The sequence below is a fragment of the Sphingopyxis sp. MG genome (assembly GCF_002953155.1).
Taxonomy (GTDB): domain Bacteria; phylum Pseudomonadota; class Alphaproteobacteria; order Sphingomonadales; family Sphingomonadaceae; genus Sphingopyxis; species Sphingopyxis granuli.
Genome location: NZ_CP026381.1, coordinates 3,665,017 through 3,688,820 on the forward strand (window position 1 = coordinate 3,665,017; position 23,804 = coordinate 3,688,820).

The window sequence follows — 23,804 nt, forward strand, 5'->3', positions numbered from 1 at the left end:
GTTCTCCCATGTCCGAAGATACCCCCGTCAGCGTCACGATGCAGAAGGACGGCGACGTCGCCGTCATCATCGTCAACAATCCGCCCGTCAACGCGCTGTCCTGGCACGTTCGCCAGGGCCTCGAGGACAATTTCAAGGCGGCGCTCGCCGACGACGGCGTCAAGGCGATCGTGCTGCGCTGCGACGGCGGCACCTTCATCGCCGGCGCCGACATCAGCGAGTTCGGCAAGGCCCCGCGCGGTCCCGATTTCAACGCCGTGCTCAACATGATCGAGGCGGCGTCGAAGCCCGTCGTCGCGGCGATCCACGGCACGGCGCTGGGCGGCGGTCTCGAAACCGCGCTCGTCTGTCACTATCGCGTCGCCGTTCCGTCGGCGAAGCTGGGCGTGCCTGAGGTCAAGCTGGGACTGCTGCCCGGCGCGGGCGGCACCCAGCGGCTGCCGCGCGTCGTCGGGGTCGAGGCTGCGGCGACGATGACCTCGCTCGGCGATCCCGTCCCCGCGCCCAAGGCGAAGGAGATGGGCCTGGTCGACGAACTGGCGGGCGAGGACAGCCTCGCCGCCGACGCGATCGCCTTTGCCCGCGCGAAGATCGCCGACGGCCCGCGCCCGACGCGCGAGCGCGCGGTGTTCGGCGACGTCGGTGTGATCGAACAGCTCAAGACCAAGAACGCCAAGCGCTGGCGCGGTTTCGAGGCGCCCTATGCCAACCTCGCGTGCGTCGAGGCGGCGACGCGGCTGCCGTTCGAGGAAGGGCTCGCCTTCGAGCGGCAGGAGTTCATGAAGCTGATGATGGGCAGCCAGTCGGCGGCGCAGCGCCACATCTTCTTCGCCGAGCGCCAGGCCGCGAAGATCGACGGCCTGCCCAAGGACATCAAGCTGCGCGACGTGAAGAAGGTCGGCATCATCGGCGCCGGCACGATGGGCGGCGGCATCATGATGAACTTCCTGCAGAAGGGCTTCCCCTGCACGATCGTCGAAATGCAGCAGGAAGCGCTCGACCGCGGGCTGGGCGTGGTGCGCAAGAATTACGACGCGAGCGCCGCGAAAGGTCGCTTCAAGCCCGAACAGGTCGACCAGATGATGGGCCTGATCACCCCGGCGCTCGAACTGGAGGCGCTCGCCGACTGCGACCTGATCATCGAGGCGGTCTATGAGAATATGGACGTCAAGAAGGAGATTTTCGGCAAGCTCGACAAGATCGCCAAGCCCGGCGCGATCCTCGCGTCGAACACCAGCTATCTCGACGTCAACGAGATCGCCGCGTCGACCGGCCGCCCCGGCGACGTGCTCGGCATGCACTTCTTTTCGCCCGCCAACGTCATGAAGCTGCTCGAGGTCGTGCGCGGCGACAAGACCGCCGACGACGTCCTCGCGACCGCGATGGCGATCGGCAAGAAGATCGGCAAGGTCGCGGTGGTCGCGGGCGTATGCCACGGCTTCATCGGCAACCGCATGCTCGCGCCGCGCCAGATCGAGGCGCAGAAGCTGCTGCTCGAAGGCGCGACCCCGGCGCAGGTCGACAAGGTGCACGTCGATTTCGGCATGCCGATGGGACCGTTCCAGATGAGCGACCTTGCCGGCGTCGACATCGGCTGGCACCGCGACCCCAACCGGATCGAGAGCATCCGCGACGCACTGTGCGCCGAGGGTCGCTGGGGCCAGAAGAAGCAGGCGGGCTTCTATGACTATGACGACAAGCGCAATCCGTCGGAGAGCGCGCGCGTCGCCGAGATCATCGAGCAGTTCCGCGCCAAGGCGGGCGTCGAGAAGCGCGAGATCAGCGATCAGGAGATCGTCGAGCGCACCCTCTATCCGATGGTCAACGAGGGCGCGCTGATCCTGTCCGAGGGCAAGGCGCAGCGCGCGAGCGACATCGATGTCGTGTGGATCTATGGCTATGGCTGGCCGGTCTATCGCGGCGGCCCGATGTTCTGGGCCGGGCTGGAAGGCACCGACAAGATCGCCGCGGCGCTGGAAAAGCACGGTTTCGAGGTTGCACCGCTGCTGAAGGAAAAGGCGGCGGCGAAAAGCGGGTTTTGACACGAATCCACCCTCCTCTTCGGAAGAGGGGCGTTGGAGCATGATGATATTGGATTGACCCACTTCGTCATTGCGAGCGGAGCGAAGCAATCCAGGGCGGTTTGCGCCTGCTCTGGATTGCCACGCGGTGTCGCCGCTCGCGGATGACGATGCGATTCGATGGCATCGCGCTCCGATTCGTCCCGATGCGGAGCAAATGGCGCCGCCTTCGTCAAAGCGGCCCTCCCCGACCTGCCGAAATCTTGCGATTCAGGGTTAAAACGCTGGCAAGCGCTGCCGTCAGGGTAGAGCATGACCGTCATGCTCCTTGCCGCCGCCCTGTCGCTCGCCGCGAGCACCCCGGCTGCCGCACCGGCGCCGCAACCGACCGCGGTCGGCGTGGCGCGGGCGCGTATCCTCGCCCCCGCCGAAGTGCGGCGGGTGAACGGGCGGATCGAGGTGCGGACCGGCCGAAAGGACGCGCCGACGCAGGTGCATCGCACCGACCGCCGCGATGGCGGCGAAACGGCAGATTTCTATTGAACCGCGCGTGCCGGGAATGAGCGGCCCATCACGTTCATCGTCACCTCGGACCTGATCCGGGATCCATTCAAACCAGCGCCGGGAAAATGAATCCCGGATCAAGTCGGCACATATGTCCTTCGGGCAAGTAAGGAGCTGTTCCCCGGCGAAAGCCGGGGCCCAGATGGCGCAGCGCTGCTTCGCATGGGCCCCGGCTTTCGCCGGGGAACAGCTACTTGTCGAAAGGGGATAATTGCCGATTAAGTCCGAGGTGACGAGGAATGTGGCACCCGCATCAAAGGGGACACCGTGAGCCCTGCAACGTCTGGATAATCGCCGAAAAGTCGTGGCCGTCCTTGTCCGCCGCGACGAAGGCTTCGTAGAGTTCGCGCGCGCGGCTGCCCATCGGAACGTCGGCGTCGACGCTTTGCGCCGCCTCCATCGCAAGGCGCAGGTCCTTGAGCATCAGCGCCGCCGCAAAGCCGCCCTTGTAGCCATTGTCGGCGGGTGTCGTCGGACCGACGCCGGGGAGCGGCGCATAGCTGGTCAGCGACCAGCACTGCCCCGACGAGACGCTGGCGATGTCGAAGAATTTCTGCGGATCGAGCCCGAGCTTCTGCGCGAGCGCAAGGCTTTCGCAGGTCGCGATCATCGAGGCGCCGAGCAGCATGTTGTTGCAGATTTTCGCCGCCTGCCCCGCGCCCGCGTCGCCCGCGTGGATCACTGCCTTGCCCATCTTCGCGAGGATCGGCTGCGCGCGCGCGAAGCCTTCGTCGGTGCCGCCGACCATGAAGGTCAGCGTCCCCGCATTGGCCGCCGCGATGCCGCCCGATACCGGCGCGTCGACCGCGACGAGGCCCTTCGCGGTCGACGCCTCGATATTCGCCCGCGCGGTCGCGACGTCGATCGTCGAGCAGTCGAGCAGCAGGGTGCCGGGCGCGGCGTTAGGGAAGACGTCGGCTTCATAGACGCCGGCGACATGCCGGCCCGCGGGGAGCATCGTCACCACGGCCTCGGCACCCGACACCGCCTCGGCGGCCGACGCGGCGCGGGCGCAACCCGCCTCGACGGCGCGCGCGAGCGCCTCTTCGCTGAGGTCGAAGGCGCGCACCTCGTGCCCCGCCTTCGCGAGGTTCGCGGCCATCCCGCCGCCCATGTTGCCGAGTCCGATGAAGGCGATTTTCATGTCATTCTCCATAAGCCCTCTCCCCTTCAGGGGAGAGGGTTGGGAGAGGGGGAGGCGTGCATTCCCCTCTCCAACTCCGGCTAGGCGCTACGCGCCAAGCCTCCATATCCTCTCCCCTGAAGGGGAGAGGGCTCAGAAGATCACCGCCCCTTCCACACGCCTTCGCGCTTCTCGATAAAGGCAGCCATGCCTTCGGCCTTGTCCTCGGTCGCGGCGAGGATCTGGAACAGGCGGCGTTCGTAGATCAGCCCCTGGTCGAGCGTCGTCTCGAATGCGGCATTGACCATGTCCTTGTTCACCATCGCGGCCATCGGCGGCATCGACGCGATCAGCGCGGCCGATTTGAGCGCTTCGTCGATCAGGCTTTCGTGCGGCACGACGCGCGCGACCAGCCCCGCGCGTTCGGCTTCCTCGGCATCCATCATCCGGCCGGTCAGGCACATCTCCATCGCCTTCGCCTTGCCGACCGCGCGGGTCAGCCGCTGCGAGCCGCCCATGCCGGGGGCGACGCCGAGCTTGATCTCGGGCTGGCCGAATTTCGCCTTCTCCGACGCGATGATGAAGTCGGCCATCATCGCCAGTTCGCAGCCGCCGCCCAGCGCGAAGCCGTTGACCGCGGCGATCCACGGCTTCCTCACCTTCTTCACGAAGTCGCTCGTCCATTTCGAGAAGAAATCCTGAAGATAGAAATCGGCAGCGGGCTTGTCGGCCATTTCCTTGATGTCGGCACCCGCGGCAAAGGCCTTGTCGCCCGAGCCGGTAAGCACCGCGCAGCGCTGGCCCGGGTCCGCCTCATAGGCGGCGAAGGCCGCGATCAGATCATCGAGCACCGACGAGTTGAGGGCGTTGAGCGCCTGCGGGCGGTTGAGCGTCACCAAGGTAACGGCGCCGTGCGTTTCGACGAGGAGGGTTTCGTAGGTCATTCTTGTCTCCGGTTTTTCGTCATGCCGGACTTGATCCGGCATCCATTCCGCCCCGCGAGGCCTGAATGGACCCCGGATCAAGTCCGGGGTGACGAGCCTATGTTAGCGGCGTCCACGCTTCACCCGGCGGCAAAGGCGCGAAGATCGCGTCGATCCATTCGTCGGTCACTGCTTCGGGCGTCGACGGGTCCCATTTCGGGCTGTTGTCCTTGTCGACGATCAGCGCGCGGACGCCTTCGAGGAAGTCGTGCATTGCGACGACGCGGCTGCCGATCGCATATTCCTGGCGCATCTCGGCGGCAAAATCGGGCATCGCCGCGCCCTCGCGAAGCTGGCGCAGCGCGACCTTGCAGGTCTGCGGGCTCTTGGTGCGCAGCGCGCCCAATTCCTTCTGCGCCCATTCGCCGCCGTCCTTTTCCAGCGCGGCGAGAATATCCTCGTAGCGGTCGCTGGCGAACAGCCGGTTGATCTTGTCGATCTGGCCGGTGATCGCGGCGGGCGGAGCGGTGACCGACAGCTCGCCCAATATGCCGCCGATGCGGTCGGGGTGCTGCGCGATGCGCTCCTTCGCCTCGGCGAGATTCGCCGACGGCAGATAATGGGTGGCGAGGCCGAGCGCGAGGCATTCGGCCCCGTCGAGCCGCGCGCCGGTGAGCGCGAGGAAGGCGCCGACGCGCCCCTCCAGCCGCGGCAGATACCAGCCGCCGCCGACGTCGGGGAACAGGCCGATCCCGGTCTCGGGCATCGCGAAGCGCGTATGTTCGGTCGCGACGCGATATTTCGCCGGCTGCGAAATGCCGACCCCGCCGCCCATGGTGATGCCGTCCATGAAGGCGACGACGGGCTTCGCATAGGTGAAGAGCAGGTGGTTGAGGCGATATTCGGTGTGGAAGAAGGCCCGCGCCTCGCGCCCGTCCTTCGCCCCGCTTTCCGCGAGCATGCGGATGTCGCCGCCGGCGCAGAAGCCGCGGCCCTCGCTATGGTCGATGACGACGGCCTCGATCGCGGCATCGTCGCGCCAGGCGAGCAGCGCGTCGATCATCGCCTGACACATCGGCAGGTTGAGCGCGTGGATCGCCTTCGGGCGGTTCAGCGCGATGCGGCCGACGCGGCCCTCGACACCGATCAATACATCTTCGGTCATTGGCGCAGCAGGTCCCTTCCCACGATCATCCGCATCACCTGATTCGTCCCTTCGAGGATCGAATGAACGCGCAGGTCGCGCCAGAAGCGCTCGATCGGATAGTCCTTCAGATAGCCGTAACCCCCGAAAAGCTGGAGCGCGCGGTCGACGACGGCGCTGCCGTTGTCGGTCGCGAGCCGCTTCGCCATCGCCGAGAAGCGCGACTTGTCGGGGGCGTTCGCGGTGACCTTCGCCGCGGCGAGATAGAGCAGCGCGCGCGCGGCTTCGAGGTCGGTCGCCATGTCGGCGAGCGTGAACTGGGTGTTCTGGAAATCGGCGATCGGCTGGCCGAACTGCTGGCGATCCTTCGTGTAGCCGATCGCCTCGTCGAGGCAGCGCTGCGCCCCGCCGAGCGAACAGGCGCCGATGTTGAGCCGCCCGCCGTCGAGCCCCGCCATCGCGAAGCGGAAGCCGTCGCCTTCCGCCCCGACGCGGTTTTCGACCGGCACCTTCACATTGTCGAGGATCACCTGCGCGGTCGGCGATGCGTTCCAGCCGAGCTTGCGCTCCTTGGCGCCGAAGCTGACGCCGGGCATGTCCTTTTCGATGACGAGGCACGAAATGCCCTTCGGCCCCGGCGCGCCGGTGCGCACCATCGTCACATAGATGTCGTTGACCCCGGCGCCCGAGATGAACTGCTTGGTGCCGTTGACGACATAATGATCGCCTTCGAGCCTCGCGGTGGTCTTGAGCGCCGCGGCGTCGGACCCCGAGCCGGGCTCGGTCAGGCAATAGCTCGCCATCCGATCCATGGTGACGAGGTCGGGCAGATATTTCGCCTTGACTTCGGCGCTGCCGAAACTGTCGATCATCCAGCTCGCCATATTGTGGATCGAGACGAAGGCGCTGGTCGCGGGGCAGCCATAGGCCATCGCCTCCATGATCAGCGCCGCCTCGAGCCGGCCGAGGCCGATGCCGCCCGATTCCTCGCCGACATAGATGGCGGCGAAGCCGAGCTCCGCCGCCGCCTTGATGACGTCGCGCGGGAAATGGCCCCGCTCGTCCCATTCGGCCGCAAAGGGCGTGATCGCATCGGCGGTGAACTTGCGCGCCATGTCCTGAATGGCAAGCTGGTCGTCGGTAAGCTGGAACTGGTCGGTCATCATCACTCGTCTCTACGTCATGCCGACGAAAGTCAGCATCCATTCGGAACTAGGTCGGCGGCGGGAAGCCAAGGTGAATGGCCAAATCCTCCCAAAAAGGATTGTCCGTCTCGATCAGGGCGATCTTCCAGTCGCGTTTCCATGCCTTAAGCCGTTTTTCCCGCACAATCGCCGCGTCCATCGTTTCGTGCATCTCGTAAAAGACCAGCCGCTTCACGCCATAGCGTTTCGTGGAGCCGTCGATCAGCCCTTCGCGATGCTGATAGACGCGAGCCATCAAATCGGACGTGGCGCCGATGTAGATCGTGCCGTGGCGACCGCTTGCCATGATATAGACGCACGGGTTCCGCTCGCGCATTCTGCTCCCTCCCCGTCATGCTGACGAGAGGGCGCCCACGATCGCCTCGGACTCGACGCGCACGCCCCTGCCTAGCCATCGAGGGGCTCACAGAACGAGACGGAGCCGTGGCTGCGACGGGCAGCGTCAGCCACAGGTGACCTGCGTGATCTTGTAGGCGTCATCGTACATCACATTCACCCGATCCTGCCGGTAATCCATCGTCATCGCCGAACGCGGCGGGCCCCAACGCAGCGTGCGCGCGCCGGTCGCCTTCAGCACCGCGGCGCCGAGGTCGGGCGCCGCGGTCTGGCCGACGAAGCCTTGCCCCGCATCGGCGTTGCAGGTCATCGCGGCGGGCGGCGGCGTCGATTCGGCAGGTCCATCGGCGCTCGCGCAGGCGGCGAGCGGCAGGGCGAGGGCGGCGGCGATCCAACGAATATCCATGTCTCTGTTCCCCTTCTCTCTTCCCCGGTCAGGGCGTACAACGCCTATAGCGCATCGGCTCGGGCGCCGCACCCTCGCCGTAGTCGCGGCGCACCAGCGTCTTGCCGCCGTCGGCGAGCGCCAGCAGCATCAGCCGGTCCCATTGCTCGCCTTCGCCGCTGAACTTGTAATCGGCGACGATGCGGTTCGCGCTCCGCTCGCGCACGCGGGCGAGATCGCCGGCCGATTCGAAGAAGCGCAGCGTCTTTGCGTCGATGACCAGCGCGGTGAGATCGGTACCGGCGCGCGCGGCGCAATCCCCGGCATCGAGCGCCCAGCGACCCTGGATCGCGGCGGGAATCGCCTTGGCACCGCTGCCGATGCCCGCCTCAGGAGCGGCGGGGGGCGCCAGCGCCGGGTCGGCCGCATAGGTGAGGTCGGCGTCGGCGGGCATGGGTTCGGCCGGGGCGGACGGAGCCGGGGCAACGGGTGCCGGCGCCGCCTTTTCGGCGGTCTCGGCCGGCGGCTGCTCGTCGTTGCCGCCGCTGCACGCGGCAAGCAGCAGCGTGGCCGCCATCAAGCCCAGCCCCGTCGAGGAGGCGCTGCCGTTTCCAAGTCTCATCGTCTTTCTCCTTCGCAGGAGAAATGCCCGGCGGCCGGGTCCGGTTTCATCGGCGTGGCCGTCGTCAGCCCATCGTCGGGATGACGAAGGCGTTCGATCCGTCGCCGCCGCCGTCGGGCCAGCGCGCGGTGACCGTCTTGACCTTGGTCCAGAATTTGACGCCCTCCATGCCGTGCTGGTTGGTGTCGCCGAACGCCGAGCGCTTCCAGCCGCCGAAGGTGTGATAGGCGACGGGCACCGGGATCGGCACGTTGATGCCGACCATGCCAACGTTGACGCGCTGCGCGAATTCGCGCGCGGCGTGGCCGTTGCGGGTGAAGATGGCGACGCCGTTGCCGTATTGGTGCTTCGAGGGCAGGTCGAGCGCACTCTCGAAATCGGGGGCGCGGACGATCTGGAGCACCGGGCCGAAAATCTCTTCGCGATAGCTTTCCATGTCGGGGGTGACATGGTCGAACAGCGTCGGACCGACGAAGAAGCCGTCCTCATGCCCCTGCAGCGTGAAGCCGCGGCCGTCGATGACGAGTTCGGCGCCCTCGTCGGCGCATTTCTGGATCCAGCCTTCGACCTTTTCCTTGTGCGCGGCCGAGACGACGGGGCCGTAATGCGCTTCGGCATCGGTCGACACGCCGACGCGCAGCGCCTCGATCGCGGGGATCAGCTTGGCGCGCAGCCGGTTCGCGGTGTCCTCGCCCACCGGCACGACGACCGGCAGCGCCATGCAGCGCTCGCCCGCCGAGCCGAAGGCGGCGCCGGTCAGGTCGTTCACCACCTGGTCGAGATCGGCGTCGGGCATGACGATGCCGTGGTTCTTCGCCCCGCCCATTGCCTGCACGCGCTTGCCGTTCGACACGCCGCGATTGTAGACATAATGGGCGATGTCCGACGAACCGACGAAGCTGACCGCGCCGATGTCGGGATGATCGAGGATCGCGTCGACCATCTCCTTGTCACCGTGGACGACCTGAAGGATGCCCTCGGGCAGCCCCGCCTCGAGCATCAGCTCGCCGAGGCGCACCGGCACGCTCGGATCGCGCTCGCTGGGCTTGAGGATGAAGGCGTTGCCGGTCGCGATCGCCGGGCCGAACATCCACATCGGGATCATCGCCGGGAAGTTGAACGGCGTGATGCCCGCGCCGATGCCGATCGGCTGACGCATCGAATAGACGTCGATGCCGGGGCCCGCGCCCTGCGTATATTCGCCCTTCAGCACATGCGGGATGCCGCAGCAGAATTCGATAACGTCGAGCCCGCGCCGCACGTCGCCGCGCGCGTCGGCGACCACCTTGCCATGCTCGCTCGCCAGCAGTTCGGCCAGTTCGTCGAGATGGGATTCGACGATCCGCTTGTAATCGAACATCACGCGCGCGCGGCGCTGCGGATTGACCGCCGCCCAAGCGGGTTGCGCCGCCTTTGCGGCGGCGACGACGCGGTCGAGCAGCGCGGCGTCGCCGAGCGCGACCGCGGCCTGCACGCCGCCGTTGTTGGGGTCGAAGATGTCGCTGTGGCGCGAGCCGCCGCCGGCACCGCCGACGATATGATGGTCGATCTGTCGCATGGTCAAGTCTCCCGTCTGTCCTTGCCTTTCGCCACAGACCAACGGCGGGCCGATTGCAAGGGATAGACTTGCAGTTTAATCCTGCATATCTGCAGGAATATGGACTGGGATGGGCTGCAATATTTCCTGATGGTCGCGCGGCACGGCACGCTGGCGCGTGCCGGACAGGCGCTGCAGGTCGACGCGACGACGGTGAGCCGGCGGGTCAGCGCGCTCGAACGCGCGTTGCAGCAGACGCTGTTCGAGCGCGCGCCGACGGGATTCGCGCTGACCGCCGCGGGCCGCGCGCTCGTCCCGCATGCCGAGGCGATGGCGGCGGCGGCTTCGCGCGTCGATTCGGCGAGCGAAGGCGGCGCGGCGCTGTCGGGCCACCTTCGCCTGAGCGTGTCGGAGGGCTTCGGCAGCAGCTTCATCGCCCCGCGCCTCGCCGGCTTCGCCGCCGCGCACCCCGAACTGGAGATCGACCTCGTCGCCTCGTCGGGGTTCCTCAACCCCTCGCGGCGCGAGGCCGACATGGCGATCCTGCTCGCGCGGCCCAGAAGAGGCCCGCTGATCACGCGCAAGCTCGCCGACTACAGCCTCGGCCTCTATGCGCCCGCGGATCGGCCCGACTGGCAGGCGGCGGCCGAGGAATCGCCGCTGGGGCGCGCCGGCCTGCCCGTGGTCGGCTATGTCCCCGACATCCTCTATGCCCCCGAACTCGACTATCTGGACGAGATCGAGCCGGGGCTGCGCGCGACCGTGCGGTCGTCGTCGATTCTCGCCCAGCGGCGGATGATCGCGAGCGGCGCGGGTGTGGGGGTGCTTCCCTGCTTCCTGGCGGCCGAGGATGCGGCGCTGGTGCGGGTGCGGCCCGACCAGACGATCAGCCGCAGTTTCTGGCTCGCGCTCCACCGCGATATCGCGCCGCAACCGCGGATTCGCGCCTTTATCGACTGGCTCGACGGCGCGGTGCAGACGCATCGGAAGTTGCTCGTTCCCTGATCGGACGACAAAAATGTCGCAAATTGTCGCACGGCGGCTATTTCCCTTGCTTCCTTCGGTTCAATCGGTTGAATAGGCCCTAATTCCCGCTCCCTCCCCGCGGATCGACACGAGATTTATCGACTATGCCCCACAAGAGGCTGCCGTCCCTGAGCGGGACCCTGGTCGCAGCGATTCTGTTGCTGACCGGCTGCGCGAACAAGGATGACGATGCCGGCCAGCGCGGGCAGGCCGCGCAGGTCGGCTATGTGGTCGTGACCACCGCGGCGGTGCCGATCACGACCGAGCTCGGCGGGCGCACCGTCGCCTTCGAAACGAGCGAGGTGCGGCCGCAGGTGAACGGCCTGATCCGCCAGCGCCTGTTCACCGAGGGCGCGACGGTGCGCGCGGGCCAGCCGCTGTTCCAGATCGACGCGAGCCTCTATCGCGCCGCGGTCGCGCAGGCCGAGGCCAATCTGGCGAGCGCGCGGGCCAATGCGCAGGCGGCGGAGGAAAAGGCGAAGCGCTTTGAACCGCTCGCCAAGATGCAGGCGATCGCCGAGCAGGATTACAGCGACGCGCTCGCCGCCGCGCGCGTCGCCCGCGCCGCTGTGGCGCAGACCGCCGCCGCGCTCGACACGGCGCGGATCAACCTGCGCTACACCGCGATCGCGGCGCCGATCAGCGGCCGCATCGGCCGATCGCTGGCGACGCCCGGCGCGCTCGTCAGCGCAAACCAGGCCGAACCGCTCGCCGTCATCCAGCGCACCGATCCGCTCTATGTCGATATCCAGCAGTCGGCGGCCGAACTGACCGCGCTGCGCCGCTCGCTCGCCGCCGGCGGGGTGCAGCCGGGCAGCACCGCCGTGCGCCTGCGGCTCGAGGACGGCAGCCTCTATCCGATCGTGGGGACGGTGCAATTCTCCGAAGTCACCGTCAACGAGGCGACGGGCACGGTGACGCTGCGCGCGCGCGTCCCCAATCCGCAGGGGCTGCTGCTGCCCGGCATGTTCGTGACCGCGCTGTTCGAGCAGGCGGTCGATCCGAAGGCTATGCTGGTGCCGCAGACCGCGGTGCAACGCGACTTCGACGGATCGGCCTTCGTCTATCTCGTCGGCAAGGACGACAAGGCGGCGCGGCGCAAGGTCGTCGCCGAACGCACCGTCGGCGCCGACTGGGTCGTCACCGACGGGCTGAAACCGGGCGACAGGGTGATCACGCAGGGGGTCGGCAACCTTCGGCAGGGCGCGCAGGTGAAACCGGTTCCCGCCAGCAGCCCGGAACGCGTGGGGGCATCCGCGGGCAAGGATGCGAACGAAGGAAAATAGCAGCCGATGTCGCGCCTCTTCATCGACCGGCCGATCTTTGCCTGGGTGCTGGCGATCATCGTCATGCTCGGCGGACTCGGCGCGCTGCGCGCGCTGCCGCTCGAACAATATCCCGACATCGCACCGACGCAGGTCAATATCCGCGCCTCCTATCCGGGCGCGTCGGCCGAAACGATCGAGAACAGCGTCACGCAGGTCCTCGAACAGCAGCTGACCGGGATCGACGGCCTGCTCTATTTCAGCTCGCAGTCGAGTTCGCGCGGGCAGGCGAGCATCACCGCCATCTTCGCCAAGGGCACGGACCCCGACATCGCGCAGGTCCAGGTCCAGAACAAGATTCAGACCGCCGTTTCCCGCCTGCCGCAGCAGGTGCAGCAGCAGGGGGTGCGCGTCACCAAGTCCAATTCGGACTCGCTGCTGCTCGTCGGCGTCTATGACGAGACCAACACGCGGTCGAACCAGGACGTGTCCGACTATATGGCGTCGAACATCCAGGACCCGCTGTCGCGCGTCGAGGGCGTCGGCGACGTCAATGTCTATGGCGCCCCGCACGCGATGCGCATCTGGCTGAACCCGCAGCGGCTCGCCGCGGTGTCGCTGATGCCAAGCGACGTGATCAACGCGATCAGCGCCCAGAACAGCGAGATCGCGGCAGGCGACGTCGGCGGCCTGCCCGCGCCACAGGGCCAGATGCTCAACGCGACCGTCACCGCCCAGTCGCGATTGCAGACCCCCGAAGAGTTCGAGGCCCTCGTCCTCAAGACGCTCCCCGACGGAGCGACGGTGCGGATCAAGGATGTCGCGCGGGTCGAGATCGGCGCCGAAAGCTATACGACGATCAGCCGGATCAACGGACACCCGGGCGCGGGCATGTCGATCTCGCTGTCGCCGGGGGCCGACGCGCTCGAAACCGCCGACCGCGTCAAGACGCGGATGGAGGAACTGGCTGCCGACTTCCCCGACGGCCTCACCTACGGCTACACCAACGATTCGACCGCCTTCATCAAGCTGTCGGTCAAGGAAGTGCAGAAGTCGCTGTTCGAGGCGATCCTGCTCGTCGTCCTCGTCATGTTCGTCTTCCTGCAAAGCTGGCGCGCGGTGCTGATCCCGGCGATCGCGGTGCCCGTCGTGTTGCTCGGCACCTTCGCCGTCTTCTACATATTGGGTTTCAGTATCAACACGCTGACGCTGTTCGGGCTGACCCTCGCGATCGGGCTGCTCGTCGACGACGCGATCGTCGTCGTCGAGAATGTCGAGCGATTGATGGAAGAGAATCCCGGCATGTCGGCGCGCGAGGCGACGATCCAGTCGATGAAGGAATTGCAGGTCGCACTGATCGCGATCGCGCTCGTGCTGTCGGCGGTGTTCCTGCCGATGGCCTTCTTCGGCGGCTCGACCGGCGTCATCTATCGCCAATTCTCGGTCACCATCGTCTCGGCCATGGCGCTGTCGGTGCTCGTCGCGCTGATCCTGAGCCCGGCGCTGACCTCGACGCTGCTCAAGCCCCGCACGCACGGCGGCGAGCGGCCGCATCGCTTCCCGCGCCTGCATGCCGCGATGATCCGCGCCCGCGACGGTTTCAACACGCGCTTCGACCGCACGGTCGACCGCTATGTCGGCAATGTCACCACCGTGGTCGACCGCAAGTGGCTGTTCCTCGCCATCTATGCGCTGCTCCTCGTCCTGCTCGCGGCGATGTTCGTGCGGCTGCCGGGCGGCTTCCTGCCCAACGAGGATCAGGGCCGCGTCTCGATCCAGTTCCGCCTGCCCGCGGGCGCGACCCAGGCGCGGACGCTGGAGGTGCGCGACCAGATCGAGCGCTATCTGCTGACGGAGGAGAAGGCGAATGTGCAGTCGGCCTTCCTGATCGCCGGCGGCGGCGGGGGCGGTGCGTCGGGGCAGAATACCGGCCAGGGCTTCGTCAACCTCGTCCATTGGGACGACCGGCCGGGCAAGGAGAACAGCGCCGACGCGATCGCCCAGCGCGCGCGCAAGGCGCTGTCGGGCCTGCGCGATGCGCAGGTGTTCGCGCTCGTTCCCGGCGCAGTGCGCGGGCTGGGCGACACGTCGGGCTTCACGATGGAATTGCAGAATCGCGGCGGGATGACCCACGAACAATTCGCCGCGGCGCGCGACCGGCTGCTCACGATGGCGAACGCCAATGCGAAGCTGCAATCGGTGCGCCTCAGCGACCTTCCCGACGTCGCGACGCTGAAGATCGACATCGATACGCAGCGGCTTACCGCCTATGGTCTGTCGAACAGCGACGTCAACAGCACGCTCGCGACCGCGTGGGGCGGGCGCTACGTCAACGACTTCATCGACAAGGGGCGCGTCAAGCGCGTCTATGTTCAGGGCGACGCCCCCTATCGCGCGCGGCCCGAGGATATCGGCCAATGGTATGTCCGCTCGTCGAACGGGCAGATGGCACCCTTCTCCGCCTTTGCCGACATCGGCTGGTCGACGACGCCGAGCAGCACCTCGCGCTTCCAGGGCGTCTCCGCCTTCGAAATCTCGGGCCAGCCGGCCCCCGGCACCAGTTCGGGCGAAGCGATGAACGAGATGGAGCGGATGGCGGCCGAGATTCCAGGCACTAGCGTCGCCTGGGCGGGCGCCTCCTATCAGGAGCGGCTGTCGTCGGGGCAGGCGCCGCTGCTCTACGCGCTGTCGCTGCTCGTCGTCTTCCTCTGCCTCGCGGCGCTCTACGAAAGCTGGTCGATCCCGCTCGCGGTGCTGCTGGTCATCCCGCTCGGGCTCGTCGGTTCGGTGTTCGCGGTGTCGCTGCGCGGGCTGCAGAACGACGTCTATCTGCAGATCGGCCTGCTGACGACGATGGGGCTCGCGGCGAAGAACGCGATCCTGATGATCGAGTTCGCCGAGCAGGAGGAAAAGAAGGGCAAGCGCGTGATCGAGGCGGCGGTCGAGGCGGCGCGCATCCGTCTGCGTCCGATCCTGATGACGAGCTTCGCCTTCATCTTCGGCGTGCTGCCGCTGGCGCTCGCGACCGGCGCGGGCGCGAACAGCCGCGTCGCCATCGGCACCGCGGTGATCGGCGGCATGATGACCGCCGCTTTCCTCGCCATCTTCTTCATCCCGCTGTTCTTCGTCCTCGTGCGGCGCGGGGTGCGCGACGGGTTCGCGGCGCTGCGCGCCCGTTTCGGCAAACGCGGCGCCGGGCGGGAGGCAGCGGCATGAGGCGCGCGCCGCTCGCTCTCGCCGCATTGCCGTTGTTGCTCGCGGGCTGTTCGCTCGCGCCGCAGACGGTGCTGCCGACGCCGCCGGTGCCGCAAAGCTGGCCGGTGGGCGACGCCTATCTGGCCCACAGCGAGGCGGCGCTGCCGATCCTGTCCTATACGCAGATCTTCACCGACCCGCGGCTGCAGACGCTCGTCGAGCAGGCGCTGGCGGCCAATCGCGACCTGCGCACCGCCTATGCCAATGTCGCCGCGGCGCGGGCGCAGGTGCGCGTGACGCGCGCGGCGCAATTTCCCGCGATCGGCGCAAGCGCCGGGGCCGGCTATGCCGATCGCGGCGCCGGCGGGGGCAGCGGCGATTTCGCCGTGCAGGGCGGGATCACCGGTTTCGAGCTCGACCTGTTCGGCCGTCTCGCCAATGCGACCGAAGCCGACCGCAACCGCGCGCTGGCGACCGAGGCGGCATCGCGCACGGTGCGCCTCGCGCTGATCGCCGACCTCGCGGGCGCCTGGGCCGCCTATGGCGCCGACCGCGACCTGCTGGCCATCGCCGAGGACACCGCTGCCAACGCGCGCGAGGCGGTGCGGCTGACCAGGGCCCGGCTCGACGGCGGCATCGCGCCGCGCACCGACCTGCGCCAGGCCGAACAGATACTGGCGACCGCGGAGGATTCGATCGCCCAGCAGAAGACGGCGCTGGCGCAGGACGAGAATGCGATCCGGCTGCTCGTCGGCGGCGAGGTCGACCGTGCGCTGCTGCCCGCGACCCTTGCCGAGGCCAGCGCCGGAATCGCCGCGCCCCCCGCCGGGGTCCGCTCCGAAATCCTGCTGCGCCGTCCCGATGTGATCGAGGCCGAATATCGGCTGCGCGCCGCCAATGCCGACATCGGCGCGGCACGCGCGCGGCTGTTTCCGGCGATCTCGCTGACGGGCCTCGTCGGTTTCGCGAGCGACGCGCTGTCGGGCCTGTTCGACGGCGGCGCCTTCAACTGGTCGGCGGGTGCCGATGCGAGCGCGTCGATCTTCGATTTCGGCGGCCGCCGCGCCGGCGTCGCGGTGAGCGAGGCGCAGCGCGACGCGGCGCTTTCCAGCTATGAAGGCGCGATCCAGACCGCGTTCCGCGATGTCGCCGACGCGCTCGCGGTGCAGGGCACGATCGCCGAGCGCGTCCGCGCCGCGGCGGCGAACAGCGAAGCGACGGCCGACACCGCGGCGCTGACCGAGGCACGCTATAGCGGCGGCGTCGACAGCTTCCTCTCCAGCCTCGACGCGCAGCGCAGCCTCTACAGCGCGCGGCGCAGCGAAACCGCGACGCGCCTGTTGCTCGCGCAGACGCGCATCGCGCTGTTCCGCGCGCTGGGCGGCGACAGCGGCGCCGGGAGCGACGCGGCGGCGCGCTGAAATCCCTTTCGCACGAAGACGCGAAGCAAGCCCGTGCGGCCTTGGTAAGCGGATCATTATGAATTTCGTGCGTCCATCCTATCTCCCCTCCCGCTTGCGGGAGGGATCGGGGGTGGGCCAGCGGCGTTGCATTCGCCCACCCCGCTGCGGCTAGCGAACAAGTTCGCAAGCCTCGTCGCCCCTCCCGCAAGCGGGAGGGGGACCGAGCCTTTGCAGCCTATTCAAAACGCCCCCACACCCGCCGTCTTGACAAGCGGCGGGACTCACGCGCTAATAGAACATATAGAGAACATATCATGCGCGATTCGTCCTCCCCTCTCGCCGGGCTGCGCCGCCGCATCGCCCGGATCGCCGCCGCCGGCGCGCCGCCCGGCGACGGCGCGTGGCTGACGAGCGGGCATGCGGGATTCGATGCCGCGCTCGGCGGCGGGCTGGCGATGGGGCGAGCGCATGAAATCTTCGCCGCCGACGCGCTCGATGCGGCCAGTGCCGCCGCCTTCGCCGCGCTGCTCGCCCTGCGCGGGCCCGGCGAAGCGCCGGTCCTGTGGCTGCGCACGGCGGACGGCGCGCGGCGTCAGGGGCATCTCTATGCGCCGGGCCTCGCCGAACTGGGGGGCGATCCGAACCGGCTGCTGCTCGTCGAGGCGCGCGATGCGACCGCGCTGCTCGCCGCCGCCAACGATGCCGTGCGCTGCCCCGGATCGGCGGCGGTCGTCGTCGAAAGCCGCGGCGCACTGGCGGCGCTCGACCTGACCGCGGGGCGGCGGCTCGCGCTCGGCGCGCGCGACGCGGGAACGGTGCTGCTGCTGCTGCGCTTCGCCGCCGAGCCGGTGCCGAGCATCGCCGAGACGCGCTGGCGCCTGGCCGCCGCGCCGTCGCGCGAACTGGAGGCGCAGGCACCGGGGGCGCCCGCCTTCGACCTGGAATTGCTGCGCTGGCGCGCCGGCCCTGCGGGCGCGCGCTGGCGGCTGGAGTGGAACCGTGACGAACGAGCCTTTGGGGACGCGGCGCTATCTGGCGCTCTTCTTCCCCTATCTTCCCGCCGAGCGTCTGTCGCGCACCGCGCCGCGGCCGCCTGACGCCCCGCTCGTCTTCGCCGAAAAGCGGCGCGGGGCGCTGTGTCTCGCGAGCGTCGGCGCCGATGCCGAGGCGTTGGGACTGGTCCCCGGCCTGCCGCTCGCCGACGCGCGGGCGCGCGTGCCCGACCTCGCCGTGGCCGCACACGATCCGGCGGGCGACCTGCTCTGGCTCGACCGGATCGCCGAGGGATGCGGGCGCTACACGCCGCTCGTCGCGCTCGATCCTCCCGACGGGCTGATCCTCGACATCGCGGGATGCGCGCACCTGTTCGGCGGCGAAGCGGCGCTGGTCGCCGATGTCGAGTCGCGGCTCGACCGGCTCGGGATGACGGTGCGCGCCGCGCTCGGCCCCACCGCCGATGCCGCCCGCGCGCTGACGCGCCACCCGGCCCCGCCCGCGCCCGACGAAGCGGCGGCGGTCCGGCGCCTGCCCGTCGCGGCGCTCGACCTCGAAGGCGAGGCAACGCGCGCGCTGCTGCGCGCCGGGCTGCGGACGATCGGCGATCTCGCAAGCCGGCCGATGGCGTCGATCGCCGCGCGCTTCGGCGCCGAAGCGGCCGGGAAGCTGCGCCGCATCCTCGGCGATGCGCCGAGCCCGCTCGCGCCGCGCCGGACGCCGCCGCCCGTCGCCGCCGCGCGCCGTTTCGCCGAACCGGTCGCAAGCACGGCGCATGCAACGACGGTGCTCGCCGAACTGACCGCCGAGGCGATCGCGGAGATGCGCGCGCGCGACAAGGGCGGCCGCGCGTTCCACGCCACCTTCTTCCGCAGCGACGGCCTCGCCCGGACGATCGCGGTCGAGACCGGCCGACCGACCCGCGATCCGGCGCTGGTGATGCGGCTGTTCGCCGAGCGCATCGATGGCCTGCGCGACCCGATCGATCCCGGCTTCGGCTTCGACATGATCCGGCTGGCGGTGCCGCGGCTCGAGGCGCTCGGCGCGAGCCAGCTGCGGCTCGAAGGCGGGGCGGTGCGCCGCGCGGCGATCGAGGATTTGGCCGACCGCCTCGCGGTACGGCTCGGGCGCGGCCGCGTGCGCCGCCTTCGCCCCGCCGACACCCATATTCCCGAGCAGGCGCAGCTCGAACTGCCCGCGACCGGCGCCGCGCCGCCGCAGCCCTGGCCCGCGGCGCCCGACGGCGAGCCGCCGCAACGCCCCTTCTACCTCTTCGATCCGCCGCAGCCGATCGAGGTGATCGCCGAGGTGCCCGACGGGCCGCCGCAGCGCTTTCGCTGGCGCCGCGCGCTGCACGCGGTGCGCCTGTACGAAGGGCCCGAACGCATCGCCGCCGAATGGTGGCGCCGCCGCGACAACAAGGGGCTGACACGCGACTATTACCGCGTCGAGGATGTGCAGGGCCGCCGCTACTGGCTGTTCCGCCACGGCCTCTACGACGAAAAGGACGGGCCGCGCTGGTATATCCACGGGCTGTTCGCATGAGCGAGACCTCCACCCCCGAACCGCCGCCCGAACCGGGTTTCGCCGAACTGGTCGCCGCGACCGGCTACAGCTTCCTGCGCGGCGTCGCACATCCCGCGGAGATGGTGGGGCGCGCGATCGAACTCGGCATGGCGGGGATCGGCATCGCCGACCGCAACAGCGTCGCGGGGGTGGTACGCGCCTGGGCGTTCCTGAAGGAGCTGGAGGTCAAGCAGCCCGAAAGCGTGGCGGGATTCCGTCTCGTCGTCGGGGCAAGGCTCGTCTTCGCCGACGGCACGCCCGATATCGTCGCCTATCCGGTCAGCCGGCATGGATGGGGGCGGCTGACCCGCCTGCTGTCGACCGGCAACCTGCGCGCGCAGAAAGGTGACTGCACCCTGTATCTGGACGATCTGCTCACGCATTCGGACGGCCTGCTGCTGATCGCGATGGATGGCGACGAAGCGCTGCTCCGTATGCTGCGGCGCGCGCGGCCGAAATCGGTGTGGCTCGCGGCGACGATGCCACGGTCGGGCGCCGACGCGCGGCGGCTCGACCGGCGCGCCCGACTGGCGGCCGCGGCGGGCGTCCCGCTGCTCGCGACCAACGACGCGCTCTATGCGACGCGCGAGCAGCGTCCGCTGCACGATATCGTCACCTGTATCCGCGAGGGCACGACCGTCCACAAGGCGGGCAGGCTGCTTCACGCCAATGGCGAGCGCCACCTGAAGGCGCCGGCCGAAATGCGACGCCTGTTCCAGCCCTATCCGCGGGCGATCCGCGAAACCGGCCGGCTGCTCACCCGCATCGGCTTTCGCCTCGACGAACTGCGTTACGACTATCCGCACGAACCGGTGCCGCCGGGGTGGAAGCCGTTCGCCTATCTCCACCATCTGGTGAAGACCGCAGCGGTAGAACGCTATGGGGTGCCGCTACCGCCCAAGGTCCGGCGGTTGATCGGCAACGAACTGCGGCTGATCCGGCGCCGCGACTATGTCCATTATTTCCTGACCGTTCACGATCTCGTCCGCTTCGCGCGTGCGCAAAAGCCGCCGATCCTGTGCCAGGGGCGCGGATCGGCGGCGAATTCGATCGTCTGCTTCCTGCTCGGCGTCACCTCGGTCGATCCGATGAAGCACGAACTGCTCTTCTCGCGCTTCATCTCGGCCGAGCGCGACGAGCCGCCCGACATCGACGTCGATTTCGAGCATGAGCGGCGCGAGGAAGTGATCCAGCACATCTACGAGCGCTATGGCCGCGACCGCGCCGCGATCGCCGCGACAGTGATCCATTATCGCGCCCGCAGCACGATCCGCGAGGTCGGCAAGGCGCTGGGATTCAGCGAGGACGTCACTGCGCGGCTCGCCGACACCAGTTGGGGAAGCTGGGGTCAGGAGGTGCCCGTCGAACGGCTGGTCGAGGCGGGACTCGACCCCGCGAACGGCGAGATCGAGCGGTTGCACCGCTTCGTCGGCGAACTGCTGGGCCTTCCACGCCACCTGTCGCAGCATGTCGGCGGCTTCGTGCTCACCGAAGGGCGGCTCGACGAACTGGTCCCGATCCACAATGCCGCGATGGAGGAGCGCACTTTCATCGAATGGGACAAGGACGACATCGACGCGCTCGGGCTGATGAAGGTCGACGTGCTCGCGCTCGGTATGCTGACCTGCATCCGCAAATGCTTCGATCTGATGCGCGAGCATGGACTGGGCGACCGGACGCTGGAGGTCGACATCGAATGCGAGGACGAAGCCGTCTACAAGATGCTGCAAAAGGGCGACAGCATCGGCGTCTTCCAGGTCGAAAGCCGCGCGCAGATCAACATGCTGCCACGGCTGAAGCCCAAGGAGTTCTACGATCTCGTCGTGCAGGTCGCGATCGTGCGCCCCGGCCCGATCGAGGGCGATATGGTCCACCCCTATCTGAAACGGCGGAATAAGGAGGAGGAGGTCACATTCCCTTCTCCCGCCCCTCCTCACGATCCGGACGAACTCCGCGACGTCCTCAGGAAAACCTTCGGCGTTCCGCTGTTCCAGGAACAGGCGATGAAGCTGGCGATGGTCGCGGCGGGCTTCACGCCTGAGGAAGCGAACGGTCTGCGCCGGGCGATGGCGACCTTCCGCAACGTCGGCACGATCGACGATTTCCGCGAAAAGATGATCGGCGGCATGGTGCGGCGCGGCTATGAACAGGATTTCGCCGAACGCTGCTTCAAGCAGATCGAGGGTTTCGGCAGCTATGGTTTTCCCGAAAGCCATGCCCAGTCCTTCGCGCGGCTCGTCTATGTTTCCTCGTGGATCAAGCATTATCACCCCGCCGTCTTCGCCTGCGGCATCCTGAACTCGCAGCCGATGGGCTTCTATGCCCCCGCACAGCTTGTCGGCGACGCGCGTGCGCATGGGGTCGAGGTGCGCGCGGCCGACGTGAACGCCAGCGGGTGGGACAACAGCCTCGAACGTCGGGACGACGGCCGCCTCGCGCTGCGGCTCGGTTTCCGGCAGGTCGACGGGTTCCGCGAGGCGTGGGCGCAGCGGCTTGTCGAGGTGCGCACCACGCCCCTTGCCTCCCCGTTCGTCAGCGTCGAGGATCTGGCGCGGCGCACCGGCCTGCCGCCGCGCGCGCTGCGTCTGCTGGCGGAGGCCGACGCGTGCCGCTCGATGGAACTCGAACGGCGTCCGGCATTGTGGAACGCGCGAAGGGTGCGGCAGGGGGTGCTGCCGCTGTTCGACGCCGCCGGGGCGGACGAGCTGGGGCCGGAGGCGGAGGCCGATCTGCCGCCGACGCCGCTCGTCGAGCATGTCCTCACCGATTATCAGACGACGCGCCTGTCGCTGAAAGGGCATCCGATGGCCTTTCTGCGCCGCGCCTTCGCCGGCGAGGGCGTGCTGAGCTGCACGGAGGCCGCGGCGGCGAAGAACGGGCGGATCGTCCGCACCGCGGGGGTCGTGCTGATCCGCCAGCGGCCGGGCAAGGGGAATGCGATCTTCATCACGCTCGAGGACGAGGGCGGGATCGTCAATGTGCTGCTGTGGGCGCGCCACTTCGAGCGCTATCGCCGCGCCGTCATGGCGTCGCGGCTGATGCTGGTCGAGGGCGAGGTGCAACGCAGCCGCGAAGGCGTCGTCCACCTGATGGCAAGCCGCATCGTCGATCGCACCGCGATGCTCGACGCGCTGGGCAACGCCGCGCCGCAGGCGCCGATGCCGCGCCCGGGCCATCCGCGCAACGTCCGCATCCTGCCCAAATCACGCGATTTCCATTGACAGCATGGAGGCTGAGAATATTCGCGCAGCGGCGCAAAGGCAGGGATACGGTCGCGCCGGGCGATGTCCCCGACTGAAAAGCCCCGTGCTCCCGCGCAGGCGGGAGCCCAGAGCGGATAGCGCCAAGGTCGGCGTCGGATCGCTCTGTGTCCCCGCCTGCGCGGGGACACACAAGCCTTACACAGGCTCCACCCCCATCGCCCCGGCGCCACCGCGCGAATCCAAACGAAAGACGCCCCGGTCGTGGGGAGACCGGGGCGTCTGGATCAGGCCAATAAGGGACCAACCAAAGTCGGCCTGAAAATCAGTCGTGCGATGTCTTAGCGCAACAGGTTCATCACGCCCTGCTGGCTCTGGTTCGCCTGGGCGAGCATCGCCGTCGAGGCCTGGGCGAGGATGCCGGCGGCCGCGAGGTTGGTCGATTCGGCCGAGAAGTCGGCGTCCTCGATACGCGACTTCGAGTCCGCCAGATTGGTGACGCCCGACGTCAGATTGTTGATCGCCGCGTCGAGGCGGTTCTGCTGCGCACCCAGGTTGGCACGCTCGGTCGCCACCGTCTGGATCGCGTCGTCGAGAATCTTCAGCGCGTCCTTGGCGTCGGCTTTACCGGCCGTCACGGTGGTCAGCGACAGGTCGATGTCGGCAACCGAGCTACCGGCAACCGGCGTATTGCCTGCCGTCGCAACCGTGCCCAGCGCGTTGGCATGCAGATCGCCGATCGTGATCGTCACCTCGTCACCACTGTTGAGACCCGTCTGGATATCGAAGCTGGCAGCGGTGGTGGCCGTGTTCGCGCCGCCATTGGTGCCGAACAGCTTGTTGTCGTTGAAGGTGGTGCGATTGACGACGTCGTTGATCTGGTCCTTCAGCGCCGTGAATTCGGTCTGGAGTGCCTTGCGGTCGTTGTCGCCAAGCGTGCCGTTCGACGCCTGAAGCGCCAGTTCGCGCATACGGACGAGGATGTCGGCGACGCTGCCGGCAGCGCTGTCGGCGGTCTGCGCCAGCGAGATGCCGTCGTTGGCGTTGCGGATCGCCTGGCTCATGCCGCGCGACGCCGCGTTCATGCGGGTCGCGATGGCGAGGCCGGCGGCATCGTCCTTCGCGCTGTTGATGCGCTTGCCGCTCGACAGGCGTTCCATCGCAGTGGCCTGCATCTGATTGGCAACACGCGAGCTGTTCTGCGCGCGCAACGCGCTCACATTGGTGTTGATGACAGTCATGTTGTTCCTTTCCGGCCGAGAGGCCATTCCCGTGGTGTGATGGCTCGGCGAGCGG

18 protein-coding genes are annotated in these 23,804 nt (G+C 68.4%); 9 read left to right on the plus strand and 9 right to left on the minus strand.

Annotated features, from left to right (window positions below; translation table 11 throughout):
- Window positions 1-8 precede the first annotated feature (8 nt).
- Together C3E99_RS16775 and C3E99_RS16780 are read left to right on the plus strand one after the other, a co-directional pair.
- Window positions 9-2,042: a 3-hydroxyacyl-CoA dehydrogenase NAD-binding domain-containing protein gene (locus C3E99_RS16775; RefSeq protein WP_067186491.1), complete on the plus strand. Its 2,034-nt coding sequence runs from the start codon at window positions 9-11 to the stop codon at window positions 2,040-2,042.
- Between the two features lie 291 nt (window positions 2,043-2,333).
- Window positions 2,334-2,564 carry a hypothetical protein gene (locus C3E99_RS16780; RefSeq protein ID WP_067186492.1) on the plus strand — a complete coding sequence of 77 codons (231 nt, stop codon included), beginning with the start codon at window positions 2,334-2,336 and terminating at the stop codon, window positions 2,562-2,564.
- Window positions 2,565-2,838: 274 nt separating this feature from the next.
- Here C3E99_RS16780 and mmsB read toward each other — a convergent pair whose 3' ends face one another.
- The 8 genes from mmsB to C3E99_RS16820 all read right to left on the minus strand — a co-directional run bounded on the left by mmsB (window position 2,839) and on the right by C3E99_RS16820 (window position 9,881).
- A complete protein-coding gene (gene mmsB, locus C3E99_RS16785; RefSeq protein ID WP_067187217.1) occupies window positions 2,839-3,729 on the minus strand; it encodes a 3-hydroxyisobutyrate dehydrogenase in 891 nt (296 codons plus the stop codon).
- Between the two features lie 140 nt (window positions 3,730-3,869).
- Window positions 3,870-4,652, minus strand: a complete 783-nt coding sequence (locus tag C3E99_RS16790) for an enoyl-CoA hydratase-related protein (RefSeq protein WP_067186494.1) — start codon at window positions 4,650-4,652, stop codon at window positions 3,870-3,872.
- Window positions 4,653-4,749: 97 nt separating this feature from the next.
- Window positions 4,750-5,796 (minus strand): enoyl-CoA hydratase/isomerase family protein, encoded by a 1,047-nt coding sequence (locus C3E99_RS16795; protein ID WP_067186496.1) that lies wholly within the window; start codon window positions 5,794-5,796, stop codon window positions 4,750-4,752.
- The gene (locus C3E99_RS16800) at window positions 5,793-6,938 is read right to left on the minus strand and encodes an acyl-CoA dehydrogenase family protein (RefSeq protein ID WP_067187219.1); all 1,146 of its coding nucleotides are present in this window, start codon (window positions 6,936-6,938) and stop codon (window positions 5,793-5,795) included. The genes C3E99_RS16795 and C3E99_RS16800 overlap by 4 nt, the downstream gene beginning before the upstream one ends.
- A gap of 49 nt (window positions 6,939-6,987) precedes the next feature.
- Window positions 6,988-7,296 (minus strand): GIY-YIG nuclease family protein, encoded by a 309-nt coding sequence (locus C3E99_RS16805; protein WP_067186498.1) that lies wholly within the window; start codon window positions 7,294-7,296, stop codon window positions 6,988-6,990.
- Between the two features lie 126 nt (window positions 7,297-7,422).
- Window positions 7,423-7,722, minus strand: a complete 300-nt coding sequence (locus C3E99_RS16810) for an I78 family peptidase inhibitor (protein ID WP_067109717.1) — start codon at window positions 7,720-7,722, stop codon at window positions 7,423-7,425.
- Between the two features lie 28 nt (window positions 7,723-7,750).
- The gene (locus C3E99_RS16815) at window positions 7,751-8,323 is read right to left on the minus strand and encodes a hypothetical protein (RefSeq protein WP_234002520.1); all 573 of its coding nucleotides are present in this window, start codon (window positions 8,321-8,323) and stop codon (window positions 7,751-7,753) included.
- Between the two features lie 64 nt (window positions 8,324-8,387).
- Complete coding sequence (locus C3E99_RS16820) at window positions 8,388-9,881, minus strand: CoA-acylating methylmalonate-semialdehyde dehydrogenase (protein ID WP_067186500.1); 1,494 nt, start codon at window positions 9,879-9,881, stop codon at window positions 8,388-8,390.
- A 99-nt stretch (window positions 9,882-9,980) separates the two neighbouring features.
- Here C3E99_RS16820 and C3E99_RS16825 point away from each other — a divergent pair, with 99 nt between their 5' ends.
- The 7 genes from C3E99_RS16825 to C3E99_RS16855 all read left to right on the plus strand — a co-directional run bounded on the left by C3E99_RS16825 (window position 9,981) and on the right by C3E99_RS16855 (window position 22,529).
- Complete coding sequence (locus C3E99_RS16825; RefSeq protein WP_067186502.1) at window positions 9,981-10,865, plus strand: LysR family transcriptional regulator; 885 nt, start codon at window positions 9,981-9,983, stop codon at window positions 10,863-10,865.
- A gap of 125 nt (window positions 10,866-10,990) precedes the next feature.
- A complete protein-coding gene (locus C3E99_RS16830; protein ID WP_067186504.1) occupies window positions 10,991-12,172 on the plus strand; it encodes an efflux RND transporter periplasmic adaptor subunit in 1,182 nt (393 codons plus the stop codon).
- A gap of 6 nt (window positions 12,173-12,178) precedes the next feature.
- Window positions 12,179-15,367: a multidrug efflux RND transporter permease subunit gene (locus C3E99_RS16835; protein ID WP_067186506.1), complete on the plus strand. Its 3,189-nt coding sequence runs from the start codon at window positions 12,179-12,181 to the stop codon at window positions 15,365-15,367.
- Entirely contained in the window at window positions 15,364-16,767 is a 1,404-nt protein-coding gene (locus C3E99_RS16840) for an efflux transporter outer membrane subunit (RefSeq protein ID WP_067186508.1), read from the plus strand. Before C3E99_RS16835 ends, C3E99_RS16840 begins: the two co-directional genes overlap by 4 nt.
- 296 nt (window positions 16,768-17,063) lie before the next feature.
- A complete protein-coding gene (locus C3E99_RS20165) occupies window positions 17,064-17,846 on the plus strand; it encodes an ImuA family protein (RefSeq protein ID WP_076077358.1) in 783 nt (260 codons plus the stop codon).
- Entirely contained in the window at window positions 17,749-19,287 is a 1,539-nt protein-coding gene (locus C3E99_RS16850) for a Y-family DNA polymerase (protein ID WP_172709684.1), read from the plus strand. Before C3E99_RS20165 ends, C3E99_RS16850 begins: the two co-directional genes overlap by 98 nt.
- Window positions 19,284-22,529, plus strand: a complete 3,246-nt coding sequence (locus C3E99_RS16855; RefSeq protein WP_067186512.1) for an error-prone DNA polymerase — start codon at window positions 19,284-19,286, stop codon at window positions 22,527-22,529. Before C3E99_RS16850 ends, C3E99_RS16855 begins: the two co-directional genes overlap by 4 nt.
- Window positions 22,530-22,849: 320 nt before the next feature.
- Here the strand turns inward: C3E99_RS16855 and C3E99_RS16860 are convergent, their stop codons facing one another.
- Window positions 22,850-23,749: a flagellin N-terminal helical domain-containing protein gene (locus tag C3E99_RS16860; RefSeq protein ID WP_067186514.1), complete on the minus strand. Its 900-nt coding sequence runs from the start codon at window positions 23,747-23,749 to the stop codon at window positions 22,850-22,852.
- Between the last annotated feature and the right edge of the window lie 55 nt (window positions 23,750-23,804).

Excerpts from the sequence above, each read along its gene's own strand:
- C3E99_RS16855 (WP_067186512.1), top strand. The coding sequence starts at position 19,284 with ATGAGCGAGACCTCCACCCCCGAACCGCCGCCCGAACCGGGTTTCGCC.
- C3E99_RS20165 (WP_076077358.1), top strand. The coding sequence starts at position 17,064 with ATGCGCGATTCGTCCTCCCCTCTCGCCGGGCTGCGCCGCCGCATCGCC.
- mmsB (WP_067187217.1), bottom strand. The coding sequence starts at position 3,729 with ATGAAAATCGCCTTCATCGGACTCGGCAACATGGGCGGCGGGATGGCC.
- C3E99_RS16790 (WP_067186494.1), bottom strand. The coding sequence starts at position 4,652 with ATGACCTACGAAACCCTCCTCGTCGAAACGCACGGCGCCGTTACCTTG.
- C3E99_RS16780 (WP_067186492.1), top strand. The coding sequence starts at position 2,334 with ATGACCGTCATGCTCCTTGCCGCCGCCCTGTCGCTCGCCGCGAGCACC.
- C3E99_RS16835 (WP_067186506.1), top strand. The coding sequence starts at position 12,179 with ATGTCGCGCCTCTTCATCGACCGGCCGATCTTTGCCTGGGTGCTGGCG.
- C3E99_RS16810 (WP_067109717.1), bottom strand. The coding sequence starts at position 7,722 with ATGGATATTCGTTGGATCGCCGCCGCCCTCGCCCTGCCGCTCGCCGCC.
- C3E99_RS16860 (WP_067186514.1), bottom strand. The coding sequence starts at position 23,749 with ATGACTGTCATCAACACCAATGTGAGCGCGTTGCGCGCGCAGAACAGC.
- C3E99_RS16830 (WP_067186504.1), top strand. The coding sequence starts at position 10,991 with ATGCCCCACAAGAGGCTGCCGTCCCTGAGCGGGACCCTGGTCGCAGCG.
- C3E99_RS16820 (WP_067186500.1), bottom strand. The coding sequence starts at position 9,881 with ATGCGACAGATCGACCATCATATCGTCGGCGGTGCCGGCGGCGGCTCG.
- C3E99_RS16795 (WP_067186496.1), bottom strand. The coding sequence starts at position 5,796 with ATGACCGAAGATGTATTGATCGGTGTCGAGGGCCGCGTCGGCCGCATC.
- C3E99_RS16840 (WP_067186508.1), top strand. The coding sequence starts at position 15,364 with ATGAGGCGCGCGCCGCTCGCTCTCGCCGCATTGCCGTTGTTGCTCGCG.
- C3E99_RS16825 (WP_067186502.1), top strand. The coding sequence starts at position 9,981 with ATGGACTGGGATGGGCTGCAATATTTCCTGATGGTCGCGCGGCACGGC.
- C3E99_RS16805 (WP_067186498.1), bottom strand. The coding sequence starts at position 7,296 with ATGCGCGAGCGGAACCCGTGCGTCTATATCATGGCAAGCGGTCGCCAC.
- C3E99_RS16775 (WP_067186491.1), top strand. The coding sequence starts at position 9 with ATGTCCGAAGATACCCCCGTCAGCGTCACGATGCAGAAGGACGGCGAC.
- C3E99_RS16800 (WP_067187219.1), bottom strand. The coding sequence starts at position 6,938 with ATGACCGACCAGTTCCAGCTTACCGACGACCAGCTTGCCATTCAGGAC.
- C3E99_RS16815 (WP_234002520.1), bottom strand. The coding sequence starts at position 8,323 with ATGAGACTTGGAAACGGCAGCGCCTCCTCGACGGGGCTGGGCTTGATG.